Consider the following 19,509-nt stretch of genomic DNA (forward strand, 5'->3'; position numbering starts at 1 on the left):
TCGGGCGAAACCCCAGTGACACGGAACCGTTATCGGACTGTGCACATCGGTACACAGGTCAGCTGACGGCGACGGCCTCTGCGTCGAAACCCTCGACGGGAAGGATGATCCGCTCGCGCGTGCGCTCGATGTCGGGGTCGGGGATCGGGATCGCCGAGAGCAGCGCCTTCGTGTAGGGGTGCTGCGGATCGTCGAACACCTGATCGACGTCTCCGTGCTCCACGAACGAGCCCTTGTACATCACCGCGACCCGGTCGGCGATGTGGCGTACGACGGCGAGGTCGTGCGCCACGAACAGGTAGGACAGCCCGAGCTTGGCCTTCAGCTCGTCGAGCAGGTTGATCACGCCGGCCTGGATCGAGACGTCGAGAGCCGAGACGGGCTCGTCGAGCACCACGATCTTGGGGTTGGTCGACAGCGCTCGTGCGATGCCGATGCGCTGACGCTGACCGCCCGAGAACGCCTGGGGGAACCGGTCGCTGTGCGCCGGGTCGAGACCCACGAGACCCATGAGCTCCTCGACGCGATCGAACACGTCGTCCTTGCTCATGCCGATCGCGAGCATCGGCTCGGCGATGATGTCCCAGACCGTCATGCGAGGGTCGAGCGCCCCCATCGGGTCCTGGAAGACGATCTGCAGATCACGACGGAGCTTTCGCTCCTCCGCTCGGTTCTTGATGTCAGCGACGCTCGTGCCGCCGATGCGGATGTCGCCGTCCTCCTGGGCGACGAGATCCATGATCTGGAGGAGCGTCGTCGTCTTCCCGCTGCCCGACTCGCCGACGATCGCGAGGGTCTCGCCCTGGCGGATGTCGAAGCTGATCCCCTTGACGGCGTGCACCTCGCCGACCTTGCGCTTGAAGAGCGCACCCTTCATGAGGGGGAAGGTCTTGTTGAGGTTGACCGCCTCGAGGGTGATGGGACGATCCTCGCGGGGCACCTTCGCCAGCCCGCTCTCGGGGATCTCCGGGACGGGGAAGACGGGGAGCCCGCCGATGCGTCCGTCGTCGTCGATGTCGTTCGCGCGGATGCAGGCGACGGAGTGGTCGGAGTGACCCTCGGTGGAGATGGGGAGCAGATCGGGCTCGCGCTGCAGGCACGCGTCGATCGCGATGGGGCATCGCGCCGCGAACGGGCACGCATCCGGCAGATTGATCAGGAGCGGGGGTTGCCCTTGATCGGGATCAGCGGCACCTTCTCGGTCTTGTCGACCCGCGGGATGGCACCCAGAAGGCCGATCGAGTACGGCATCCGGGTGCGGTAGAACAGCTCGCGCACCGGGGCCTGCTCGACGGGCTTGCCGGCGTACATCACCAGCACGTCGTCGGCGGTCTTGGCGACCACCCCCATGTCGTGCGTGATGATGATCATCGCGGCGCCGGTCTCCTGCTGCGCCTTCTCCATGAGCTCGAGGATCTGCGCCTGGATGGTGACGTCCAGCGCGGTCGTCGGCTCGTCCGCGATGATGAGCTTGGGATTGTTGGCCATCGCGATCGCGATCACGACACGCTGACGCATGCCGCCGGAGAACTCGTGCGGGAAGGCCTTCATGCGGCGCTCCGCCTCGGGGATCCCGACGAGCTTCAGCAGCTCGACGGACCGATCCCAGGCGTCCTTCTTCGACAGCCGACGATGCACCGTGAGAGCCTCGATCAGCTGGTCGCCGATCGTGAACACGGGCGTGAGCGAGGTCAGCGGGTCCTGGAAGACCATGGCCATCCCGTTGCCGCGGATCACCGAGAGCTGCTTGTCGGACTTGCCGAGCAGTTCCTGGCCGTCATAGATGATCGACCCGGTGACCTTGGCGTTGTCGTCGAGCAGGCCCATGATCGCGAGCGAGGTGACGGACTTGCCCGAACCGGATTCGCCGACGATGCCGAGGGTGCGACCCTCTTCGAGGTCGAACGAGACGCCGCGCACGGCATCGACTCGACCGGCTTCCGACGGGAAGCTGACCTTGAGGTCTCGGACGGAAAGGACAGTACTCATGCGCGACCTCCAGCCGCAGAGGTCGGATCCAGGGCGTCGCGCAGACCGTCGGCGATGAGAGCCATCGAGACGGTGAGCAGGGTGAGCGCCGCTGCAGGGAAGTAGAAGAGCCACGGTGCGCTCACCAGAGTGCTGGAGCCGTAGCCGATCAGGGCGCCGAGCGAGACGTCGGGCAGCTTCACACCGAAGCCGAGGAACGAGAGCGCGGTCTCGGTGAGGACGGCCGACACGACGCCGAGCGTGAAGTTGATCACCAGCAGCGACCCGATGTTCGGGAGCATGTGACGCAGGACGATCCGCATCCCCGAGAGCCCGGCGTAGCGAGCGGCATGCACGTACTCGCGCTCGCGGATCGACAGCGACAGGGTCCAGATGATCCGGGCAGGGAAGAACCAGCCGACGACGAAGATCATGACGAGCGAGATCACCAGCCAGTTCCCGCCGGCGTCGTTCGAGATCATCGCGAGGATCAGGAAGTTCGGGACCACCATCATGAAGTGGATGATCGCGAGCATGATCCGCTCGTAGCGGCCGCCGAAGTAGGCGGCGGTGGCACCGATGAGTGCAGAGACGACCGTGGTGCCGATGGCCACGAGGGCAGCGATCATCATGGAGCGCTGAAGACCGACGGCGACCTGGGCGAAGTTGTCGTTGCCCGAACCGTTCGTCCCGAACCAGTGCTCGGCCGAGGGAGCCTGGCGCAGTGCGAGGAAGTCGAGGTCAGTGTGCGAGTACGGCGCGATGAGCGGTCCCACGATCGCGAACACCACCAGAAGCGCGAGGATGACGACGCCGATCAAGGCACCGCGGTTGCGCAGGAACCGACGCGTGTACAGCGTCAGCATCGAGGTGCGCTTGCGGTTCTTCGGCTTCTCCGGCTCGGCGATCTCGGGGGACACCCCGATGGCTTCCAGGGACATCAGCTCACCCGCACTCTCGGATCGAGGACGACCACGGCGACGTCAGCGAGGATCGCGCCGATCGCCGTCATCAGGGCGCCGAACGCCGCGACTGCGACCACGCCGTGAATGTCGTTGTTGTTCAGGGTCTGGATGAAGTACCGACCCATTCCGTTCCAGTTGAAGATCGTCTCGGTCAGCACCGCTCCGGTGAAGACCGCGGGGATCGTGAACGCGACCTGCGTCGTGACGGGGATCAGCGACGTCCGCAGCGCGTGCTTGCGGATGGCCTGCTGCTTGGTGAGTCCCTTGGCACGGGCGGTGCGAACGTAATCCGCCTTGATGTTGTCGAGCAGCAGCGAGCGCTGCAGGAAGTGGATGGACGCGTAGCCCGTGAGCACCAGGCCGAGTGTGGGGAGCGTCAGATGTTGGAGGACGTCTATGAGGACGGGGAAGAATCCCTCGACCCCCTGACTGGAGGATCCGACGACGTAGAAGACGGTCGTGCCGACCGCGTTGTTGAAGTTGATCGCGAGCAGAACCAGAGCGAATCCCGCAACGACCGTGGGGATGTTCATCGTGATGATGCTCGTGCCCTGACCGATGCGGTCGGCCAGTTTGTACTGACGGGATGCCGTGTAGACACCGAGGGCGATGCCCAGGATGGTCGTGATGATCGTCGCCCCGAGCACGAGCTCGGCGCTGATCCAGACCCGGTATGCGACCTGCTCGTTGACGGACTCGCCTGTGGGGCCGACTCCCCAGTCCCAGCGGAAGAGGATGCTGGAGAACCAGGTCCACCATCGTTCGATCAGGGGGACCGATTCGCTGAGGTTGCGAGGCTTCAGCAGCGCATCGATCTGATCGGGCGAAAGCGGAGGTCGACGTCCGACGTAGTTGTTCTCGGGATCGAGATACAGCCACGCGAGGAAGTAGGTGATGTTCGTCGCGATGACGATCATCAGCACCCATCCCAGCAGGCGGCGCAACAGATACTTGATCAAGGTGATGATTCTTTCTCTTTTACAGACGCGCGCGGGATCCGCCGACGCAACGCTGAGCCGGGAAGACAGTCAATCACCATCAGCCGATCTGCGCGACACGACGCCTGCACTTGGTCTGTGACGGAGTCTTATCGCTCACGGGATCCGGTGTCACGGATGGCTCCCGGGCAACCTCGGCAGAATATCACCGGATCGCACGAAGCGGGCATAAGCCTCGCCTCACCGTAGAATCGTCAGGACATGTCACCACGCGCTCTCACTCCGCTTCAGCCTGCCGCGACGCCTTCGGCGCAGATCCGCAACTTCTGCATCATCGCGCACATCGACCACGGCAAGTCGACCCTCGCCGACCGCATGCTCCAGATCACCGGCGTGGTCTCGGATCGCGACATGCGCGCGCAGTACCTCGACCGCATGGACATCGAGCGTGAGCGCGGCATCACCATCAAGAGCCAGGCCGTGCGGATGCCGTGGGAGATCGACGGCGAGACCTTCGCGCTCAACATGATCGACACCCCGGGGCACGTCGACTTCACCTACGAGGTGTCCCGGTCTCTCGCCGCCTGCGAGGGCGCGATCCTGCTCGTCGACGCCGCCCAGGGCATCGAGGCCCAGACTCTGGCGAACCTCTACCTCGCGCTCGAGAACGACCTGCACATCATCCCGGTGCTGAACAAGATCGACCTGCCGGCGGCCGACCCCGACAAGTACGCCAAGGAGCTGGCATCGCTCATCGGCGGCAAGCCCGAGGACGTGCTCCGTGTCTCGGGCAAGACCGGTGTCGGCGTCGAGGAGCTGCTCGACCGACTGGTCAAGGAGATCCCCGCACCCGTCGGAGACGCCGATGCTCCGGCCCGCGCCATGATCTTCGACTCCGTCTACGACGCCTACCGCGGGGTCGTCACCTACGTCCGCATGGTGGACGGCAGCCTGTCGCCCCGCGAGCGCATTCAGATGATGTCGACGGGTGCCAACCACGAAGCGCTCGAGGTCGGCGTGTCGAGCCCCGAACCGGTGCCGTCCAAGGGGCTCGGCGTCGGCGAGGTCGGCTACCTCATCACCGGTGTGAAGGACGTCCGTCTGTCGAAGGTCGGTGACACGATCACGACGGCACGCAGGCCCTCGACCCAGGCTCTGCCGGGCTACACCGACCCGAAGCCGATGGTCTTCTCGGGGATCTACCCGATCGACGGCAGCGATTACGCGGAGCTCCGGGAGGCGCTCGACAAGCTCAAGCTCTCCGACGCCTCGCTGCAGTACGAGCCTGAGACCTCGGTCGCCCTCGGTTTCGGCTTCCGCTGCGGGTTCCTGGGACTCCTGCATCTCGAGATCATCACCGAGCGTCTCGAGCGAGAATTCGGCCTCGACCTCATCACCACCGCACCCAGCGTGATCTACGAGGTGCTCACGAGCGACACGGGCGAGACCGTGACGGTGACGAACCCGAGCGAGTACCCCGACGGTCGCATCGGCTCGGTGTCGGAGCCGATGGTGAAGACCGCGATCCTGCTGCCCAAGGACTACGTGGGCACGGTCATGGAGCTCTGCCAGTCTCGTCGCGGAGCGCTGCTGGGCATGGAGTACTTCTCCGAGGAGCGCGTGGAGCTCCGCTACATGATGCCGCTCGGTGAGATCGTCTTCGACTTCTTCGACCAGCTCAAGTCCAAGACCCAGGGCTATGCCTCGCTCGACTACGAACCCGCCGGACAGCAGGAGGCGGACCTTGTCAAGGTCGACATCCTGCTGCAGGGTGACAAGGTCGACGCGTTCAGCTCGATCGTGCACCGCGACAAGGCCTACGCCTACGGCACGCTGATGACGGAGCGACTGCGCAAGCTGATCCCTCGCCAGAACTTCGAGGTGCCGATCCAGGCCGCCATCGGCGCCAGGATCATCGCCCGCGAGACGATCAGGGCGCTGCGCAAGGACGTGCTCGCCAAATGCTACGGCGGTGACATCAGCCGCAAGCGCAAGCTCCTCGAGAAGCAGAAAGAGGGCAAGAAGCGCATGAAGATGGTCGGTCGTGTCGAAGTGCCGCAGGAGGCGTTCATCGCAGCGCTCTCCGGCGACGTCGAGGGCAAGGACAAGAAGTAGGACCTTCGGGCCGGGCTGTTCCCGGCGTGGAGGGTGATCGTCCAGGGAACGGGAAGTAGGCTGGAAGGCATGCGGCGCGGGACTTTCCGAGACGACACGGTTGACTATGCGGCCGTGGGTGCGACCCACGCGCCCGATCTGATGCAGTACCCGCCGGAGCGCAGCATCCCGGCGGAGAACTCCTGGCGGATCGGCAGCGGTCATGACCGCTTCCAGTCCGCGGGCGAAGCGCTGCTGACCTGGACCGCGCAGCGCGCGGCGGGCCTCAGCATCGAGGATGTGCGCCCCGCGCCCGGTCCCGCCTACGCCGGTGTCAGCTTCGACGCCGAGGGCACTCCGATCGCACCGAGCAAGAACGACGTCGAACAGCGCTTCGACGCGGAAGGCACCCCGTTCGCCGGCCCGGGCATGACGTTGCGTCTGCATGGGCGGGTTGCCGGCATGCGGGCGGATGCCGAGCTGCGCGTGATCTCCGTGACCGAGGAGAAGCGCCGGATCGGATTCGTGCTGGGCACGGTCGGAGGCTCGGTGGTGCGCGGTGAGGAGTCCTTCGACATCGACTGGCGTGAGGACAACGACGAGGTGTGGTTCTCCGTCCGTGCCTTCGACGCGCCGAACTCCCTGCTCTACCGCGTCGTCCCGCCGCTGGTGAAGCGCCGTCGCCGGGAACTGTTCGCACGCTATCTGCGGGCGATCTCGCCGCTGTACGCGACTCCGGTCTGATGGTCGCACCTCTCTGATGGCCGGTCCGCTTCCACTCGGCGATCCGGCACCGGCAGACGGACATCTGCCCTCCGATCTGCCGATCGATTCCTCCGTGCCCTTCTCCGCATACCTGCACGTCCCCTTCTGCCGGGTGCGGTGCGGCTACTGCGACTTCAACACCTACACCTCGGGAGAGCTCCGCGGCGCAAAGCAGGAGGACTACGCCTCGACGCTCATCACCGAGATCGCCCTGGCGAGGCGCGTTCTCGCGGATGCGGGCGCGCTGCGCCCGATGGACACCGTGTTCTTCGGCGGCGGCACGCCGACTCTTCTGCCCGCGGGGGATCTCGCCCGGATGCTCGGTGCGGCGACCGACGCGTTCGGCCTCGTCGACGGCGCCGAGATCACGGTCGAGGCGAACCCCGACACGGTGACGCCCGAGGTCGCGCGGACCCTCGCGGATGCCGGCGTCACGCGGCTGTCGATCGGCATGCAGTCGGCAGTGCCGCATGTGCTCGCCGCTCTCGACCGCACTCATCGCCCCGAGAACGTGACGACAGCGGTCGCCGCGGCGAAGGACGCTGGCCTCGCCGTGAGCGTGGACCTCATCTACGGCGCCCCCGGTGAGTCGATCGGTGATTGGGAGGCGTCGCTCGACGCGGCGCTCGCACTCGAGTCGGACCACATCTCGGCGTACGCGCTGATCATCGAGGACGGCACGAAGCTCGCGCGACAGATCCGCCGAGGCGAGGTGCCGGCGCCGGACGACGACCTGCAGGCCGACATGTACGAGCTCGCCGATGCGCGTCTCGCAGCGGCGGGCTTCGACTGGTACGAGATCAGCAACTGGTCTCGCTCGCCCGAGCAGCGTTCGCGGCACAATCTCGCCTACTGGCGGGGGAGCGACTGGTGGGGATTCGGTCCCGGCGCGCACAGTCACGTCGCCGGCCTGCGGTGGTGGAACGTCAAGCATCCGGCCGCGTATGCACAGCGGCTCGCCGCAGCGGAGTCTCCCGCCGCCGGCACGGAGCGGCCGGACGAGCAGTCGACGACGCTCGAGCGCATCCTGCTGCTGAGTCGCATCCGCGAGGGCATCGCCGTCAGCGACCTCGCCGCGGACAAGAGGACACGCGTCGCGGGTCTGATCGCGGATGGGCTCGTCGACCCGGCCGCTGCCGTTCGCGGACGCGTGCAGCTCACACTGCGGGGGCGCCTGCTCGCCGATGCCGTCGTGCGTGAGCTCACCGACTGATCGGCGACCGCTGAGTCCGGACATCGTGCCGGATCAGCACGTGGTCGGCGTCGGCGGGTAGAATTGGCACTCGTAGCCAGTGAGTGCCAAGAGGGAGGGAGTTGCGATGGTCAGCGAAAGAGGCCTCCAGGTTCTCCGCGCGATCGTGCAGGACTACGTCGAGACCCATGAACCCGTCGGCAGCCGATCGATCGTCGACCGATACTCCTTCGGCGTGTCCGCGGCGACGATCCGCAACGACATGGCACTGCTCGAAGACGAAGAGCTGATCGCCGCCCCGCACACCTCCTCCGGTCGCGTTCCCACCGACAAGGGCTACCGCGTGTTCGTGGATCATCTCGCCCAGCTGCGGCCACTGTCGGTCGCGCAGCGCACGGCCATCGAGTCCTTCCTCACCGCTCCCTCCGACCTCGACGACCTGATGGTGCGCACGGTCCGAGTGCTGACGCAGCTCACGGGGCAGGTCGCGCTGGCGCAGTACCCGTCATTCGCGCGCGCGCATCTCACGCATCTCGAACTCGTGGCGCTGGCGCCGAATCGTCTGCTCATCGTGCTCGTCACCGACGCGGGCGGCGTCTCGCAGCGCATCGCCCCGCTGCCCGTCGACGTCGACGACGCCGACATGGCGCTGCTGCGTGCTCGTCTCTCCGCCCTGATCACGGGCCGGGCGGTGAGCGACGCCGCTGAGCGGCTGCAGGCGCTTCTCGCGGACGACGCACACAGTCATGACGTCGTACTGCGCGCTCTCGCGACGATCGTCATCGACGAGCTCGGCGCCTTCCGTCAGGAGCGCCTGGTGATGGCCGGAGCAGCGACTCTGGCTCGACGCGAGCAGGACTTCCGCGGCAGCATCCACCCTCTGCTCGAGGCGATCGAGGAGCAGGTGACGCTGCTGCGGCTGATGAGCGAGATGGAGGCGGACTCCCACGGTCTCGCCGCCAGCATCGGCACCGAGAACGCGTCCTTCGGCCTCGGCGAGGCATCGATCGTGGCCAGCAACTACGCCGCCCCCAGCGGCACAGCGCGAGTCGGCGTGATGGGGCCGACGCGCATGGACTATCCGAGCAATCTCGCGGCGGCGCGGGCCGTGGCCCGCTATCTGTCTCGGATGCTCGACGAAGACGAGGCGGCCCGCTGACGCGGCCGCCCAGAGAACAGCACACGCAGAAGGGCCATTGTGGCAGACCACTACGAGGTACTCGGCGTCTCTCGTGACGCCTCCACCGACGAGATCAAGAAGGCGTACCGACGCCTCGCTCGTCAGCTCCACCCCGATGTGAATCCGGGTGAAGACGCGGCCGAGCAGTTCAAGCTCGTCACGCATGCATACGACGTCCTGAGCGACGACGATTCCCGTCGCCGCTACGACATGGGCGGCGGAGACGGCGCCGCTGGCAACTTCCAGGGCTTCGGCGGCTTCGGGGACATCTTCGAGACCTTCTTCGGCGCGGGCCAAGGCGGTGGCAGGGGCGCGCGTCCGCGGTCACGCCGCGAACGGGGACAGGACGCCCTCGTCCGGGTGACCCTCGATCTCGGCGACGTCGTCTTCGGTGCGCACCGCGACATCGAGGTCGACACGGCCGTGCTGTGCGAGACGTGCAACGGCTCGTGCTGCCAGGAGGGCACGTCGCCCGTCACCTGTGACATCTGCGGCGGCTCCGGACACGTTCAGCGTCAGGTGCGGAGCCTGCTCGGCAACGTCGTGACCTCTCAGCCCTGCGGCACCTGCGAGGGCTACGGCACGACGATCCCGTATCCGTGCGGCACCTGCGGCGGCCAGGGGCGGGTGCGCTCGCGTCGCACCGTCTCGCTCGACATCCCCGCCGGCGTCGAGACCGGGCTGCGCCTGCAGCTGCCGGGCTCTGGCGAGGTCGGCAAGGCGGGTGGCCCGAACGGCGACCTGTACGTCGAGGTCACCGTGAACCCGCACCCGTCTTTCAGCCGCGACGGCGACGACCTGCTGGCGACGCTGGAGGTGTCGATGCCGGATGCGATCCTCGGCACCGAGACCACGATCCAGGGTCTCGACGGCGAGGTCGATCTCGAGATCCGCTCGGGCGTCCAGTCCGGCGACGTGCTGACGATCAAGGGCCGCGGCATCACGCCGCTGCGGGGCAACCAGCGCGGCGACCTCCGCGTCGGCGTGCAGGTGGTCACTCCGACCCGGCTCGACTCCGCGCAGCGCGCGCTCATCGAGGACTTCGCGAAGAAGACCAAGGCACCGGGCCCGCAGCTGGCGCAGTTCCAGCAGGGGCTGTTCTCGAAGCTCCGCGACCGCTTCCGTTCGCACTGATCCGGACGGCGCTCATGGCACTCCACTTCCTCGTCGAGAACTCCTCGGATGCCGCGGTCGGAGACCTCGTGTCGCTCACCGGCGCCGAGGCGAAGCACGCCGCCGTCGTCCGACGGCTCCGCGTCGGCGAGGCGGTGACGGTCGGCGACGGCTCGGGGGTGTGGCTGACCGGCGTCGCCGAAGAGGTGTCTCCGTCCCGCGTCGACGTGCGCGTGGCCGAGCGATCGGTCGACCCCGCGCCCAGCCCTCGCATCGTGCTCGTGCAGGCTCTCGCGAAGGGCGATCGCGACGAGCTCGCCGTGCAGGCGGCATGCGAGCTCGGCGTCGATGAGATCGTGCCGTGGCAGGCGAGTCGAAGCGTATCCCGATGGGATGGTCCCAAGGCCGTCAAGGGGCGCGAGCGGTGGGCGACGATCGTCCGCGAGGCGGCGAAGCAGGCTCACCGGGCGTGGGTCCCGGAGGTGGCGCCTCCGGCGTCGACCGCCGACCTCGCGAGACGCGCCGCATCTCAGCGGGTGCTGCTTCTCGACCCGACCGCCCCCGTGCGGTTGTCCGAGCTCGAGCCGGACGGCAGGGACATCGTCCTCGTCGTCGGGCCCGAGGGCGGTATCTCCGACGACGAGCTCTTGAAGCTGTCGGACGCCGGCGCCGAGCGTGTGCTGCTCGGAGACACCGTGCTGCGCACGTCCACGGCGGGCCCGGCTGCGATCGCCGTGCTGTCGGTCGCACTCAGCCGCTGGTGATCAGGCTACGGACCCGGCAGTGCTGCGGTCAGTAGACTGGGAGCATGTCCGAGCCCTCGATCTTCACGCGCATCCTCAACGGCGACATCCCGGGTGAGATCCTGCTCGACACCGGCCGCGTGTTCGCGATCCGGGACATCAACCCGCAGGCACCGCTGCACGCGCTCGTGATCCCCAAGACCGAGGACTACCGCGACGTCACGGAGCTCGCCGAGGGCGACCCCGGTCTGCTCGCGGAGATCGTCGCGGCTGCGAAGCAGCTCGCCTCCGAGCATGCGAACGGCGAATACCGCCTCATCTTCAACAACGGCGCCAGCGCCGCCCAGTCCGTCTTCCACGTGCACGCCCATGTGCTCGGCAACATCGAGGAGAGCAAGCTCGTTGGCTTCTGACGAAAACGACCTGACCGCATCCGACACCGCCGTCGAGAAGATCTACGCCGACGGCGTCGCCATGGTGCAGCTCCTCGGTCCGCAGGATCGACTGCTCCGGATGCTCGAGAAGGAGCACCGCGACGTCCAGGTGCTCGTGCGCGGCAACGAGATCACGCTCACCGGCGCGCCGGAGGCAGTCGCGAAGGCGAAGACCCTGGTCGACGAGCTGATGACCATGACCAAGGCAGGCCACGACCTCGCCCCGAGCGACGTGACGAGCTCGGCCCGCCTGCTGCGCAACGACGGCGGCCCTCGCCCGAGCGAGGTGCTCGGAGAGGCGATCCTGTCGACCAGGGGCAAGGTCATCCGTCCCAAGACGCTGGGGCAGAAGGAGTACGTCGACGCGATCGAGGAGAACACGATCGTCTTCGGCATCGGCCCGGCCGGTACCGGAAAGACCTACCTCGCGATGGCCAAGGCCGTCCAGGCCCTGCAGCGCAAAGAGGTCACCCGCATCATCCTCACCCGCCCCGCGGTCGAGGCCGGAGAGCGGCTCGGATTCCTGCCGGGCACGCTCACCGACAAGATCGACCCGTACCTCCGCCCGCTCTATGACGCGCTGAACGAGATGATGGACCCCGAGATCGTCCCTCGTCTGATGGCGACGGGCACGATCGAGGTCGCCCCTCTCGCCTACATGCGCGGCCGCACGCTCAACGACTCGTTCGTGGTGCTCGACGAAGCGCAGAACACGACTCCCGAGCAGATGAAGATGTTCCTCACGCGTCTCGGCTTCGGGTCGAAGATGGTCGTCACCGGTGACATCACCCAGGTCGATCTCCCGCAGGGATCCTCGGGACTCCGGCTCGTCACCCGCGTGCTCGACGGCATCGACGACATCCATTTCGCGCGGCTCACGAGCGACGACGTGGTGCGTCACTCGCTGGTCGGACGGATCGTCGACGCCTACAGCGAGTATGACGAGCGGCGCACCGCCCAGCGCTACGAGCGCGAGCAGGCGGCGGAGTTCGCCAACCGTGCCGACCGGCGGGGCGCACAGCGACCAGGACCCCGAGACCGGATGCCGAAACGAGGCCTCTCCTGATGAAACGAGCACAGCCATGATCGAGATCAACAACGAGTCGGCCATCGACGTCGACGAGACCGTGCTGCAGCGCCTGACCGACTTCAACCTCGCGCAGATGCATGTCAGCCCGGACGCCGAGGTCGCGATCGTGCTCGTCGACGAGGCTGCCATGGAGGCCCTCCACGTGCAGTGGATGGATGAGCCCGGTCCGACCGACGTGCTCAGCTTCCCGATGGACGAGCTGCGCCCGGGCACCGAGGATCGCCCCACGGCCCCGGGGCTGCTGGGAGACATCGTGCTGTGTCCTCAGGTCGCCGAGGCTCAGGCCCAGGCCGCCGGCCACACCCTGATGGACGAGCTGATCCTGCTCACCACCCACGGTCTGCTGCACCTCCTCGGCTTCGATCACGCCGAGCCCGACGAGGAGCGCGAGATGTTCGGACTGCAGAAGGAGCTCATCCAGGGCTTCGCCGCGGCTGAACGTCGACGATGACCGCGGCCCTCCTGCTCGCAGGCGCTGTCCTGCTCGTCGCCTTCGGCGGCCTGATGGCGGCGATCGACGCCGCCTTCGGCGTCACGTCCCGGTCGGACATCGAGGAGATGGGCGCGGAGGGGCGCAACGGCCCCCAGCTGGTGCGCATCGCCGCCGACCCTGACGCACACGTCAACGCCGTCGCATTCATCCGCGTGCTCGCCGAGACGGCGGCCGCGGTGCTCGTCACGGTGGCGTTCAGCATCCTGTTCGACAACATCTGGTGGGCGATGCTGGCCGCAGCGCTGCTCATGACGGGTATCAGCTTCGTGCTGGTGGGGGCGAGCCCTCGATCCTTCGGGCGGCACCACGCCGAGGGCATGCTCCGGGCCAACGCACGCATCGTCCGCGGGCTGCGCATCATCCTGGGGCCACTCGCTCACGGACTCGTGGTGCTCGGCAACCGGGTGACCCCCGGGCGGGGACGCAGCTCGTTCACGTCCGAGGAGCAGCTGCTGAGCATGGTCGACGAGGCCGCCTCGAACGATCTGATCGAGGCTGACGACCGCGACCTCATCCACTCCGTGTTCGACTTCACCGACCAGTTCGTGCGTGCGGTGATGGTGCCGCGCACCGAGATGGTGACGGTCGATGCGACGGCGACCACGAGCGAGGCGATGACGCTGTTCCTGCAGCGGGGCGTCTCCCGAATGCCTGTGGTCGACGACGACGCCGATGACGTGGTCGGAGTGCTCTATCTGAAGGACCTGGTGCTGTTCGCCTTCCGCGACGAGAACGCCTGGCGAACCGCATCCATCCGTCCGATCTCGCGACCCGCGACCTTCGTGCCGGAGTCCATGCGCGCCGAGACCCTCCTGCAGCAGATGAAGCGGGATGCCGTGCACGTGTGCCTCGTGATCGACGAGCACGGCGGCATCTCGGGGCTCGTGACCCTGGAGGACCTCATCGAGGAACTCGTGGGCGAGATCTCCGACGAGTACGATCAGGTATCGGCAGAGGTCGTCGAACTCGGCGACGGACGCTATCGCGTGAGCTCCCGACTCTCGCTGGAGGACGTCGGCGATCTGTTCGGCCTCGAGCTCGAGGACGAGGACGTCGATTCCATCGGCGGTCTGCTGGGCAAGGCACTCGGACAGGTCCCGCAACCGGGATCCACAGCGACGGTCGAGGGATTGACCCTCACCGGCGGCGCGTCTCGAGGACGAGGGCGCGGGATCGCGACCGTCTTCGTGGAACGAGCGGCAGACGACGCGGGTCATGCCGCAGATGAGAGAGACGGAAACGATGACTGAGCAGACGCGGAGCGGGTTCGTGACCTTCGTGGGACGACCGAACGTCGGGAAGTCCACTCTCACGAATGCGCTGGTGGGCGAGAAGATCGCGATCACCAGTGAGAAGCCGCAGACGACGCGGCGGGCGATCCGCGGGATCGTGAACCGTCCGCAGGGGCAGCTCGTCATCGTCGACACCCCCGGCATCCACAAGCCCCGTACGCTCCTCGGCGAGCGCCTGAACGACCTCGTCGAACAGGTGCTCGGCGACGTCGACGTGATCGGCTTCTGCGTGCCGGCGACCGAGAAGGTCGGGCCCGGCGACCGCCGCATCGCGACGTCCCTCGACGGATACCGTCGTGCCAAGAAGATCGCCATCGTCACGAAGACGGACGCGGCCAGTCGCGACCAGATCACCGAGCGACTGATGGAGGTCGACGCGCTGCGCGAGGACTGGGACGCGGTGATCCCGATCTCCGCGCTCACGAACGACCAGCTGGAGGTGCTCGCCGACGAGGTGCTCGCACTGATGCCCGAGGGGCCGGCTCTGTACGGCGAGGGTGTCACGACCGACGAGTCGGAGGAGGACCGGATCGCCGAGATGATCCGCGAGGCCGCGCTCGACGGGGTCCGCGACGAGCTTCCCCACTCGATCGCGGTCGTGATCGACGACATCGCCCCGCGTGAGGGAACCGACCTGACCGATGTGCACGCATCCATCGTGGTGGAGCGTGACAGCCAGAAGGCGATCATCATCGGCCACAAGGGCAAGCGTCTGGCCGATGTCGGACGCCGGGCCCGTGTCGGGATCGAAGAGCTTCTCGGCACGAGGGTGTTCCTGGGCCTCCATGTGAAGGTCGCGAAGGAATGGCAGCGCGACCCGAAGCAGCTCGGCCGCCTCGGCTTCTGACCCTCGACACGAGAGGCGGCGAGGATCCGGCGCTCCAGCGGCACGGCCGCAGGACTCTCCCGCAGGGGTAGGGTCGCGATATGACACTCGCACAGCACTGGATCGCATCGTCGTGGGGCGCGCCTGAGGCATGGGAGTTCGTCGACTACGAGGTGCCGTCTCCCGGCCGCGGTGAGGTGACGATCCGCGTGCAGGCCGCCGGGGTGAATCCCGCGGACGCCAAGCACGTCGCGTCTGCTCACCAGGGCGTGCAGCTGCCTGTGCCGATCGGCTACGAGGTCTCGGGCACGATCAGCGCGATCGGACCCGACACGCGGATCGGCTCGGGGGAGGCGAAAGAAGGGGACGAGGTCGTCGCCTTCCGCGTGCGCGGGGGATACGCGACCGAGCTGACCGTGCCTGCCGAGAAGGCCTTCGCGAAGCCGACCACACTCACGCACGCGGAAGCCGCGAATCTGCTGCTCGCCGGCACCACGGCCGCTGAGATGCTCTGGGTGACCGGCGCGGCACCGGGGGAGACGATCCTCCTGCACGGCGCGTCCGGAGCGGTGGGAGTGAGCGTGCTGCAGCAGGCCGCGCTGCGGGGGATCCGAGTGATCGGCACCGCGAGCGCCGAGCGGTTCGACGTCGTCCGTCGTCTCGGGGGAGTCCCCGTGCGATACGGGGCCGGCCTGGCGGATCGGGTCCGGGGGGCCGCGGGCGAGGCGGGCGTCTCGGTAGCCCTCGACGCGGTGGGCACGGACGAGGCCGTGGACGTGTCCCTCGAGCTGGTCGCAGACCGCCAGCGCATCGTCACGATCGCAGCGATGGGCAGGGCCGCCTCCGACGGCATCCGGGTGATCGCCGGTTCGATGCCCGTCAGCGCCCGATTCCGGGACGAGGTGCGCGGGGAACTGATCGCTCTCGCTCAGAACGGAGATCTGATCGTTCCCGTGGCGCGGACGTTCGCCCTGGAGGAGGCTCCGGCGGCACTCGCTCTGCTCGCCGAAGGGCACCCCGGCGGAAAGCTCGCTCTGATCCCGTCGTCCTAATCGATCTCGCGCAGCGCCGAGGTCACGACCACGACCCCATCTCCGTACGCCGCATCCATCGCGTTCTGCACCGACCCGTCGTCCCACACGACCTGCATCCAGACATAGCCGCGTTCGGTCCACAGGGTGAGTGCATCGCGTCCCACGGCATTCGACAGCTCGTCGGACACCTGCGCCAGCTCAGCCTCGGAGCTCGCGCCTGGGACACCGCCCGTGGGATCCTCCGGTCGGACAGGGTCGTACAGGGCGAGCATGATCGGAGGATCGGTGACCGCGTATCGCTCGCCGTCGAAGGTTCCGTACACCGCGTAGGTTCCCCACGTGGTGTCGCCGCTGGATTCGCTCCCGTCTACCCCGTCCCAGGTCCAGCCGTCGAGGGGAAGGCCCGAGCACTGCGGTGGATACGACTCGGCGACGATTCCGAGGCAGAGCCGAGGCTCACCGTCCACATCGAGCACCGTGCCGGTGCCGATCACCCGTCCTTCCGGCGGTGGGACGCTCGCGGCATCCCAGGTCGGTGAGGCCGAACTCGTCGGCGCGGATGCACCGCCGGGACCGGACGAGCAGGCGGCGAGGCCGCACATCCCGATGACGACGACGGCGGCGAGAAGCATGCGGCTGCGCGATGTGCTCATGCCTGACAGTGTCTCGTGACGGGTGATCGTCTCACGGCGGCTCGGAGCGGATCGGCATCCCTGCTACCATGGCCGCATGCCTTTCGGCGGTCTGCTTCTTCTTAGCTGCCGCGACGAGTCCTAAAGCTAGGGCCTTCCTCGTCGCGGCGCTTGTGTTGGCCCGTTCACAATTCTGACGAAGAGAAGAAGCCCCATCATGCAGAACACTCAGCGCCCGTCTGCGATGCCGATCCACAAGTATCGGCCGTACCACGAGCAGATCACGGTCAACCTGCCCGACCGCACCTGGCCGGACGCCCGCATCACCGAGGCGCCCCGTTGGTGCGCAGTCGACCTCCGCGACGGCAATCAGGCGCTCATCGACCCGATGTCGCCCGAGCGCAAGCGCGTCATGTTCGAACTCCTCGTCAGCATGGGATACAAGGAGATCGAGGTCGGATTCCCCTCGGCGAGCCAGACCGATTTCGACTTCGTCCGTCAGCTCATCGAAGAGAACCTGATCCCGGATGACGTCACCATCCAGGTGCTGACCCAGGCGCGCGAGCATCTGATCGCCCGCACGTACGAGTCGATCTCCGGGGCCAAACAGGCGATCGTGCACCTCTACAACTCGACCAGCGTGCTGCAGCGCGAGGTCGTGTTCCGCACTGACAAGCAGGGCATCATCGACATCGCGCTCGAGGGTGCTCGGCTCTGCCGTCAGTACGAGAAGACCATCCCCGACACGAAGGTCTACTACGAGTACTCGCCCGAGAGCTACACGGGAACCGAGCTCGAGTTCGCCGTCGACGTCTGCAACCAGGTGATCGAGGTCTTCGAGCCCACCCCCGACCGCAAGGTCATCGTCAACCTGCCGGCGACCGTCGAGATGGCCTCGCCGAACGTCTACGCCGACTCGATCGAGTGGATGAGCCGCAACCTGGCGCACCGCGAGAACGTGATCCTGTCGCTGCACCCGCACAACGACCGTGGCACGGCGATCGCGGCGGCCGAGCTCGGCTACATGGCCGGGGCCGACCGCATCGAGGGCTGCCTGTTCGGCAACGGCGAGCGCACCGGAAACGTCGACATCGTGGCGCTGGGCATCAACCTCTTCACGCAGGGCATCGATCCGCAGATCGACTTCAGCGACATCGACCAGGTCAAGCGCACCGTCGAGTACTGCAACCAGCTGCCGGTGCCCGAGCGGTCGCCGTGGGCGGGCGACCTGGTCTTCACCGCGTTCAGCGGGTCGCACCAGGATGCGATCAAGAAGGGCTTCGAGGCGATGGCTGCCCGTGCCGAGGCTGAGGGCGTCACGGTCGACGACATCGAATGGGCCGTCCCCTACCTGCCGGTCGACCCGAAGGATCTCGGACGCTCCTATGAGGCCGTGATCCGTGTGAACTCGCAGTCCGGCAAGGGCGGCGTCGCCTATCTGCTCAAGGCGGACCACGCGATCGACCTGCCGCGCAAGCTGCAGATCGAGTTCTCGGGCGTCGTCCAGAACAAGACCGACGCCGAGGGCGGCGAGGTCACGAGCGAGCAGATCTGGTCGATCTTCAACGACGAGTACCTGCCCGCCACTGACACCGAGGCCAAGTGGGGGCGGTTCGAGCTGCTCTCGACGCAGACCCGCAGCGACATGTCGGGTGACGTGGTGCTCGACGTGACACTGCGCGACGACGATCAGCAGGTGTCCGTCGCCGGTAACGGCAACGGACCGATCGCCGCGTTCATCGAGGTGCTGCGCGGTCAGGGCTTCGACATCACTCTCTACGACTACGTCGAGCACGCACTCAGTGCAGGTGGCGACGCGCAGGCTGCGGCGTACGTCGAGCTGCAGGTCGGCGATCAGCGCCTGTGGGGCGTCGGCATCGACGGAGACATCTCGACGGCATCCCTCAAGGCGATCGTCTCGGGCGTCAACCGCTCGATCCGCACGCGCCAGCTGGAGCTGGCAGCGGTCTGACGGTCGACGAGAACGCCCCCGCGGTCATCGACCGCGGGGGCGTTACGTCTGCCCCGTGCCGAGGATCGGTCACTCAGGGCTCGGCTTGACGACCTGGATCACTCCGGTCTCTGCGGCGACCTTGCGGCGATACAGGCGACGTTGCTCCGGAAGCGAGACGTCGAAGCTCACGGCGAGCACTCGGATCACCGCGGTGACGACGATGCCGAGCACGGCGGCGAGCGTGATCGACATCCCGAGTCCGTTCGCGGTGGCGATGAAGACGCAGCCGGCACCGGCGGCGACGGCGTAGAGCGAGCCGACATGCATGATCGAGGTCGGCAGGCCCATCAGCATGTCGCGCAGCACGCCGCCGCCGACCGCTGCGCAGACGCCGATGAACACCGCGGGAACGGGAGGGATGCCGAAGGCGATCGCCTTGCTCGTGCCGAACGCGCCGAACATGCCGATCACCACGGCGTCGAGCACCACGATGACGGTGTTGAGACGGTTGAAGAGTCCCGCGAGCAGCATCCCGAGCAGCGAGGCGCCGGTGGCCGTGAGCAGGTACCAGTTGCTCTGCAGCGTGGCCGGAGTCTGACCGAGCAGGATGTCGCGGATGAGACCGCCGCCCATGCCGATCATGATGCCGATGATCGCGACGCCGAGCCAGTCGAGTCGTCGCTGCCCCTGGAACCCCGACGCGAACATCGCGCCCTGAACGCCGCCGAGGCCGACGCCGAGGAGGTCCGCCCAGAGCGGAATGGTGAAGAGCGGTTCGGTCACGCCTCTATTCTCC

Annotated in this window: 17 protein-coding genes and 1 pseudogene; 13 read left to right on the top strand and 5 right to left on the bottom strand. The window is 67.3% G+C overall.

Translation table 11 applies throughout. From position 1 onward, the window contains the following. Positions 1-58: 58 nt before the first annotated feature. From ACZZZQ_RS15290 to ACZZZQ_RS15300, 3 genes and pseudogenes are all read right to left on the bottom strand, one after another. A pseudogene (locus tag ACZZZQ_RS15290) lies at positions 59-1,989 on the bottom strand (ABC transporter ATP-binding protein). Further along, positions 1,986-2,909 (bottom strand): ABC transporter permease, encoded by a 924-nt coding sequence (locus tag ACZZZQ_RS15295; protein ID WP_053096534.1) that lies wholly within the window; start codon positions 2,907-2,909, stop codon positions 1,986-1,988. Before ACZZZQ_RS15295 ends, ACZZZQ_RS15290 begins: the two are co-directional and overlap by 4 nt. Continuing rightward, positions 2,909-3,892: an ABC transporter permease gene (locus ACZZZQ_RS15300; protein WP_053096532.1), complete on the bottom strand. Its 984-nt coding sequence runs from the start codon at positions 3,890-3,892 to the stop codon at positions 2,909-2,911. The genes ACZZZQ_RS15295 and ACZZZQ_RS15300 overlap by 1 nt, the downstream gene beginning before the upstream one ends. Before the next feature lie 240 nt (positions 3,893-4,132). Between ACZZZQ_RS15300 and lepA the strand changes: the two genes are divergently transcribed. From lepA to ACZZZQ_RS15360, 12 genes are all read left to right on the top strand, one after another. Next, the gene (gene lepA, locus ACZZZQ_RS15305; protein WP_053096530.1) at positions 4,133-5,986 is read left to right on the top strand and encodes a translation elongation factor 4; all 1,854 of its coding nucleotides are present in this window, start codon (positions 4,133-4,135) and stop codon (positions 5,984-5,986) included. Positions 5,987-6,055: 69 nt separating this feature from the next. Continuing rightward, positions 6,056-6,709 (top strand): DUF1990 family protein, encoded by a 654-nt coding sequence (locus ACZZZQ_RS15310; protein ID WP_053096528.1) that lies wholly within the window; start codon positions 6,056-6,058, stop codon positions 6,707-6,709. 16 nt (positions 6,710-6,725) lie between these two features. Continuing rightward, complete coding sequence (hemW, locus tag ACZZZQ_RS15315) at positions 6,726-7,943, top strand: radical SAM family heme chaperone HemW (RefSeq protein WP_320488579.1); 1,218 nt, start codon at positions 6,726-6,728, stop codon at positions 7,941-7,943. A 106-nt stretch (positions 7,944-8,049) separates the two neighbouring features. Continuing rightward, positions 8,050-9,081: a heat-inducible transcriptional repressor HrcA gene (gene hrcA / locus ACZZZQ_RS15320; protein ID WP_053096524.1), complete on the top strand. Its 1,032-nt coding sequence runs from the start codon at positions 8,050-8,052 to the stop codon at positions 9,079-9,081. 39 nt (positions 9,082-9,120) lie between these two features. Beyond that, complete coding sequence (gene dnaJ / locus ACZZZQ_RS15325; RefSeq protein WP_053096522.1) at positions 9,121-10,236, top strand: molecular chaperone DnaJ; 1,116 nt, start codon at positions 9,121-9,123, stop codon at positions 10,234-10,236. Between the two features lie 14 nt (positions 10,237-10,250). Next, positions 10,251-10,979 carry a 16S rRNA (uracil(1498)-N(3))-methyltransferase gene (locus ACZZZQ_RS15330; RefSeq protein WP_463507869.1) on the top strand — a complete coding sequence of 243 codons (729 nt, stop codon included), beginning with the start codon at positions 10,251-10,253 and terminating at the stop codon, positions 10,977-10,979. Positions 10,980-11,023: 44 nt separating this feature from the next. Next, the gene (locus ACZZZQ_RS15335; protein WP_053096519.1) at positions 11,024-11,371 is read left to right on the top strand and encodes an HIT domain-containing protein; all 348 of its coding nucleotides are present in this window, start codon (positions 11,024-11,026) and stop codon (positions 11,369-11,371) included. 61 nt (positions 11,372-11,432) lie between these two features. Continuing rightward, positions 11,433-12,458 (top strand): PhoH family protein, encoded by a 1,026-nt coding sequence (locus tag ACZZZQ_RS15340; protein WP_230100781.1) that lies wholly within the window; start codon positions 11,433-11,435, stop codon positions 12,456-12,458. Between the two features lie 16 nt (positions 12,459-12,474). Continuing rightward, positions 12,475-12,933, top strand: coding sequence for an rRNA maturation RNase YbeY (gene ybeY, locus ACZZZQ_RS15345; protein WP_053096515.1), 459 nt, complete (start codon positions 12,475-12,477; stop codon positions 12,931-12,933). Further along, complete coding sequence (locus tag ACZZZQ_RS15350; protein ID WP_053096513.1) at positions 12,930-14,225, top strand: hemolysin family protein; 1,296 nt, start codon at positions 12,930-12,932, stop codon at positions 14,223-14,225. The genes ybeY and ACZZZQ_RS15350 overlap by 4 nt, the downstream gene beginning before the upstream one ends. Further along, the gene (gene era / locus ACZZZQ_RS15355; protein ID WP_053096511.1) at positions 14,218-15,114 is read left to right on the top strand and encodes a GTPase Era; all 897 of its coding nucleotides are present in this window, start codon (positions 14,218-14,220) and stop codon (positions 15,112-15,114) included. Before ACZZZQ_RS15350 ends, era begins: the two co-directional genes overlap by 8 nt. Positions 15,115-15,194: 80 nt before the next feature. After that, complete coding sequence (locus tag ACZZZQ_RS15360) at positions 15,195-16,145, top strand: quinone oxidoreductase family protein (RefSeq protein WP_463507870.1); 951 nt, start codon at positions 15,195-15,197, stop codon at positions 16,143-16,145. On the opposite strand, the gene ACZZZQ_RS15365 is transcribed toward ACZZZQ_RS15360, so the two are convergent. Beyond that, a complete protein-coding gene (locus ACZZZQ_RS15365) occupies positions 16,142-16,780 on the bottom strand; it encodes a hypothetical protein (RefSeq protein WP_463507871.1) in 639 nt (212 codons plus the stop codon). The two genes, ACZZZQ_RS15360 and ACZZZQ_RS15365, sit on opposite strands and share 4 nt — an antisense overlap. 196 nt (positions 16,781-16,976) lie before the next feature. Between ACZZZQ_RS15365 and leuA the strand changes: the two genes are divergently transcribed. Then, positions 16,977-18,731 (top strand): 2-isopropylmalate synthase, encoded by a 1,755-nt coding sequence (leuA, locus tag ACZZZQ_RS15370; RefSeq protein ID WP_053096506.1) that lies wholly within the window; start codon positions 16,977-16,979, stop codon positions 18,729-18,731. A gap of 69 nt (positions 18,732-18,800) precedes the next feature. Here the strand turns inward: leuA and ACZZZQ_RS15375 are convergent, their stop codons facing one another. Continuing rightward, complete coding sequence (locus tag ACZZZQ_RS15375) at positions 18,801-19,496, bottom strand: trimeric intracellular cation channel family protein (protein WP_053096504.1); 696 nt, start codon at positions 19,494-19,496, stop codon at positions 18,801-18,803. Positions 19,497-19,509 lie beyond the last annotated feature (13 nt).

This window comes from Microbacterium sp. AC132 (assembly GCF_979258525.1).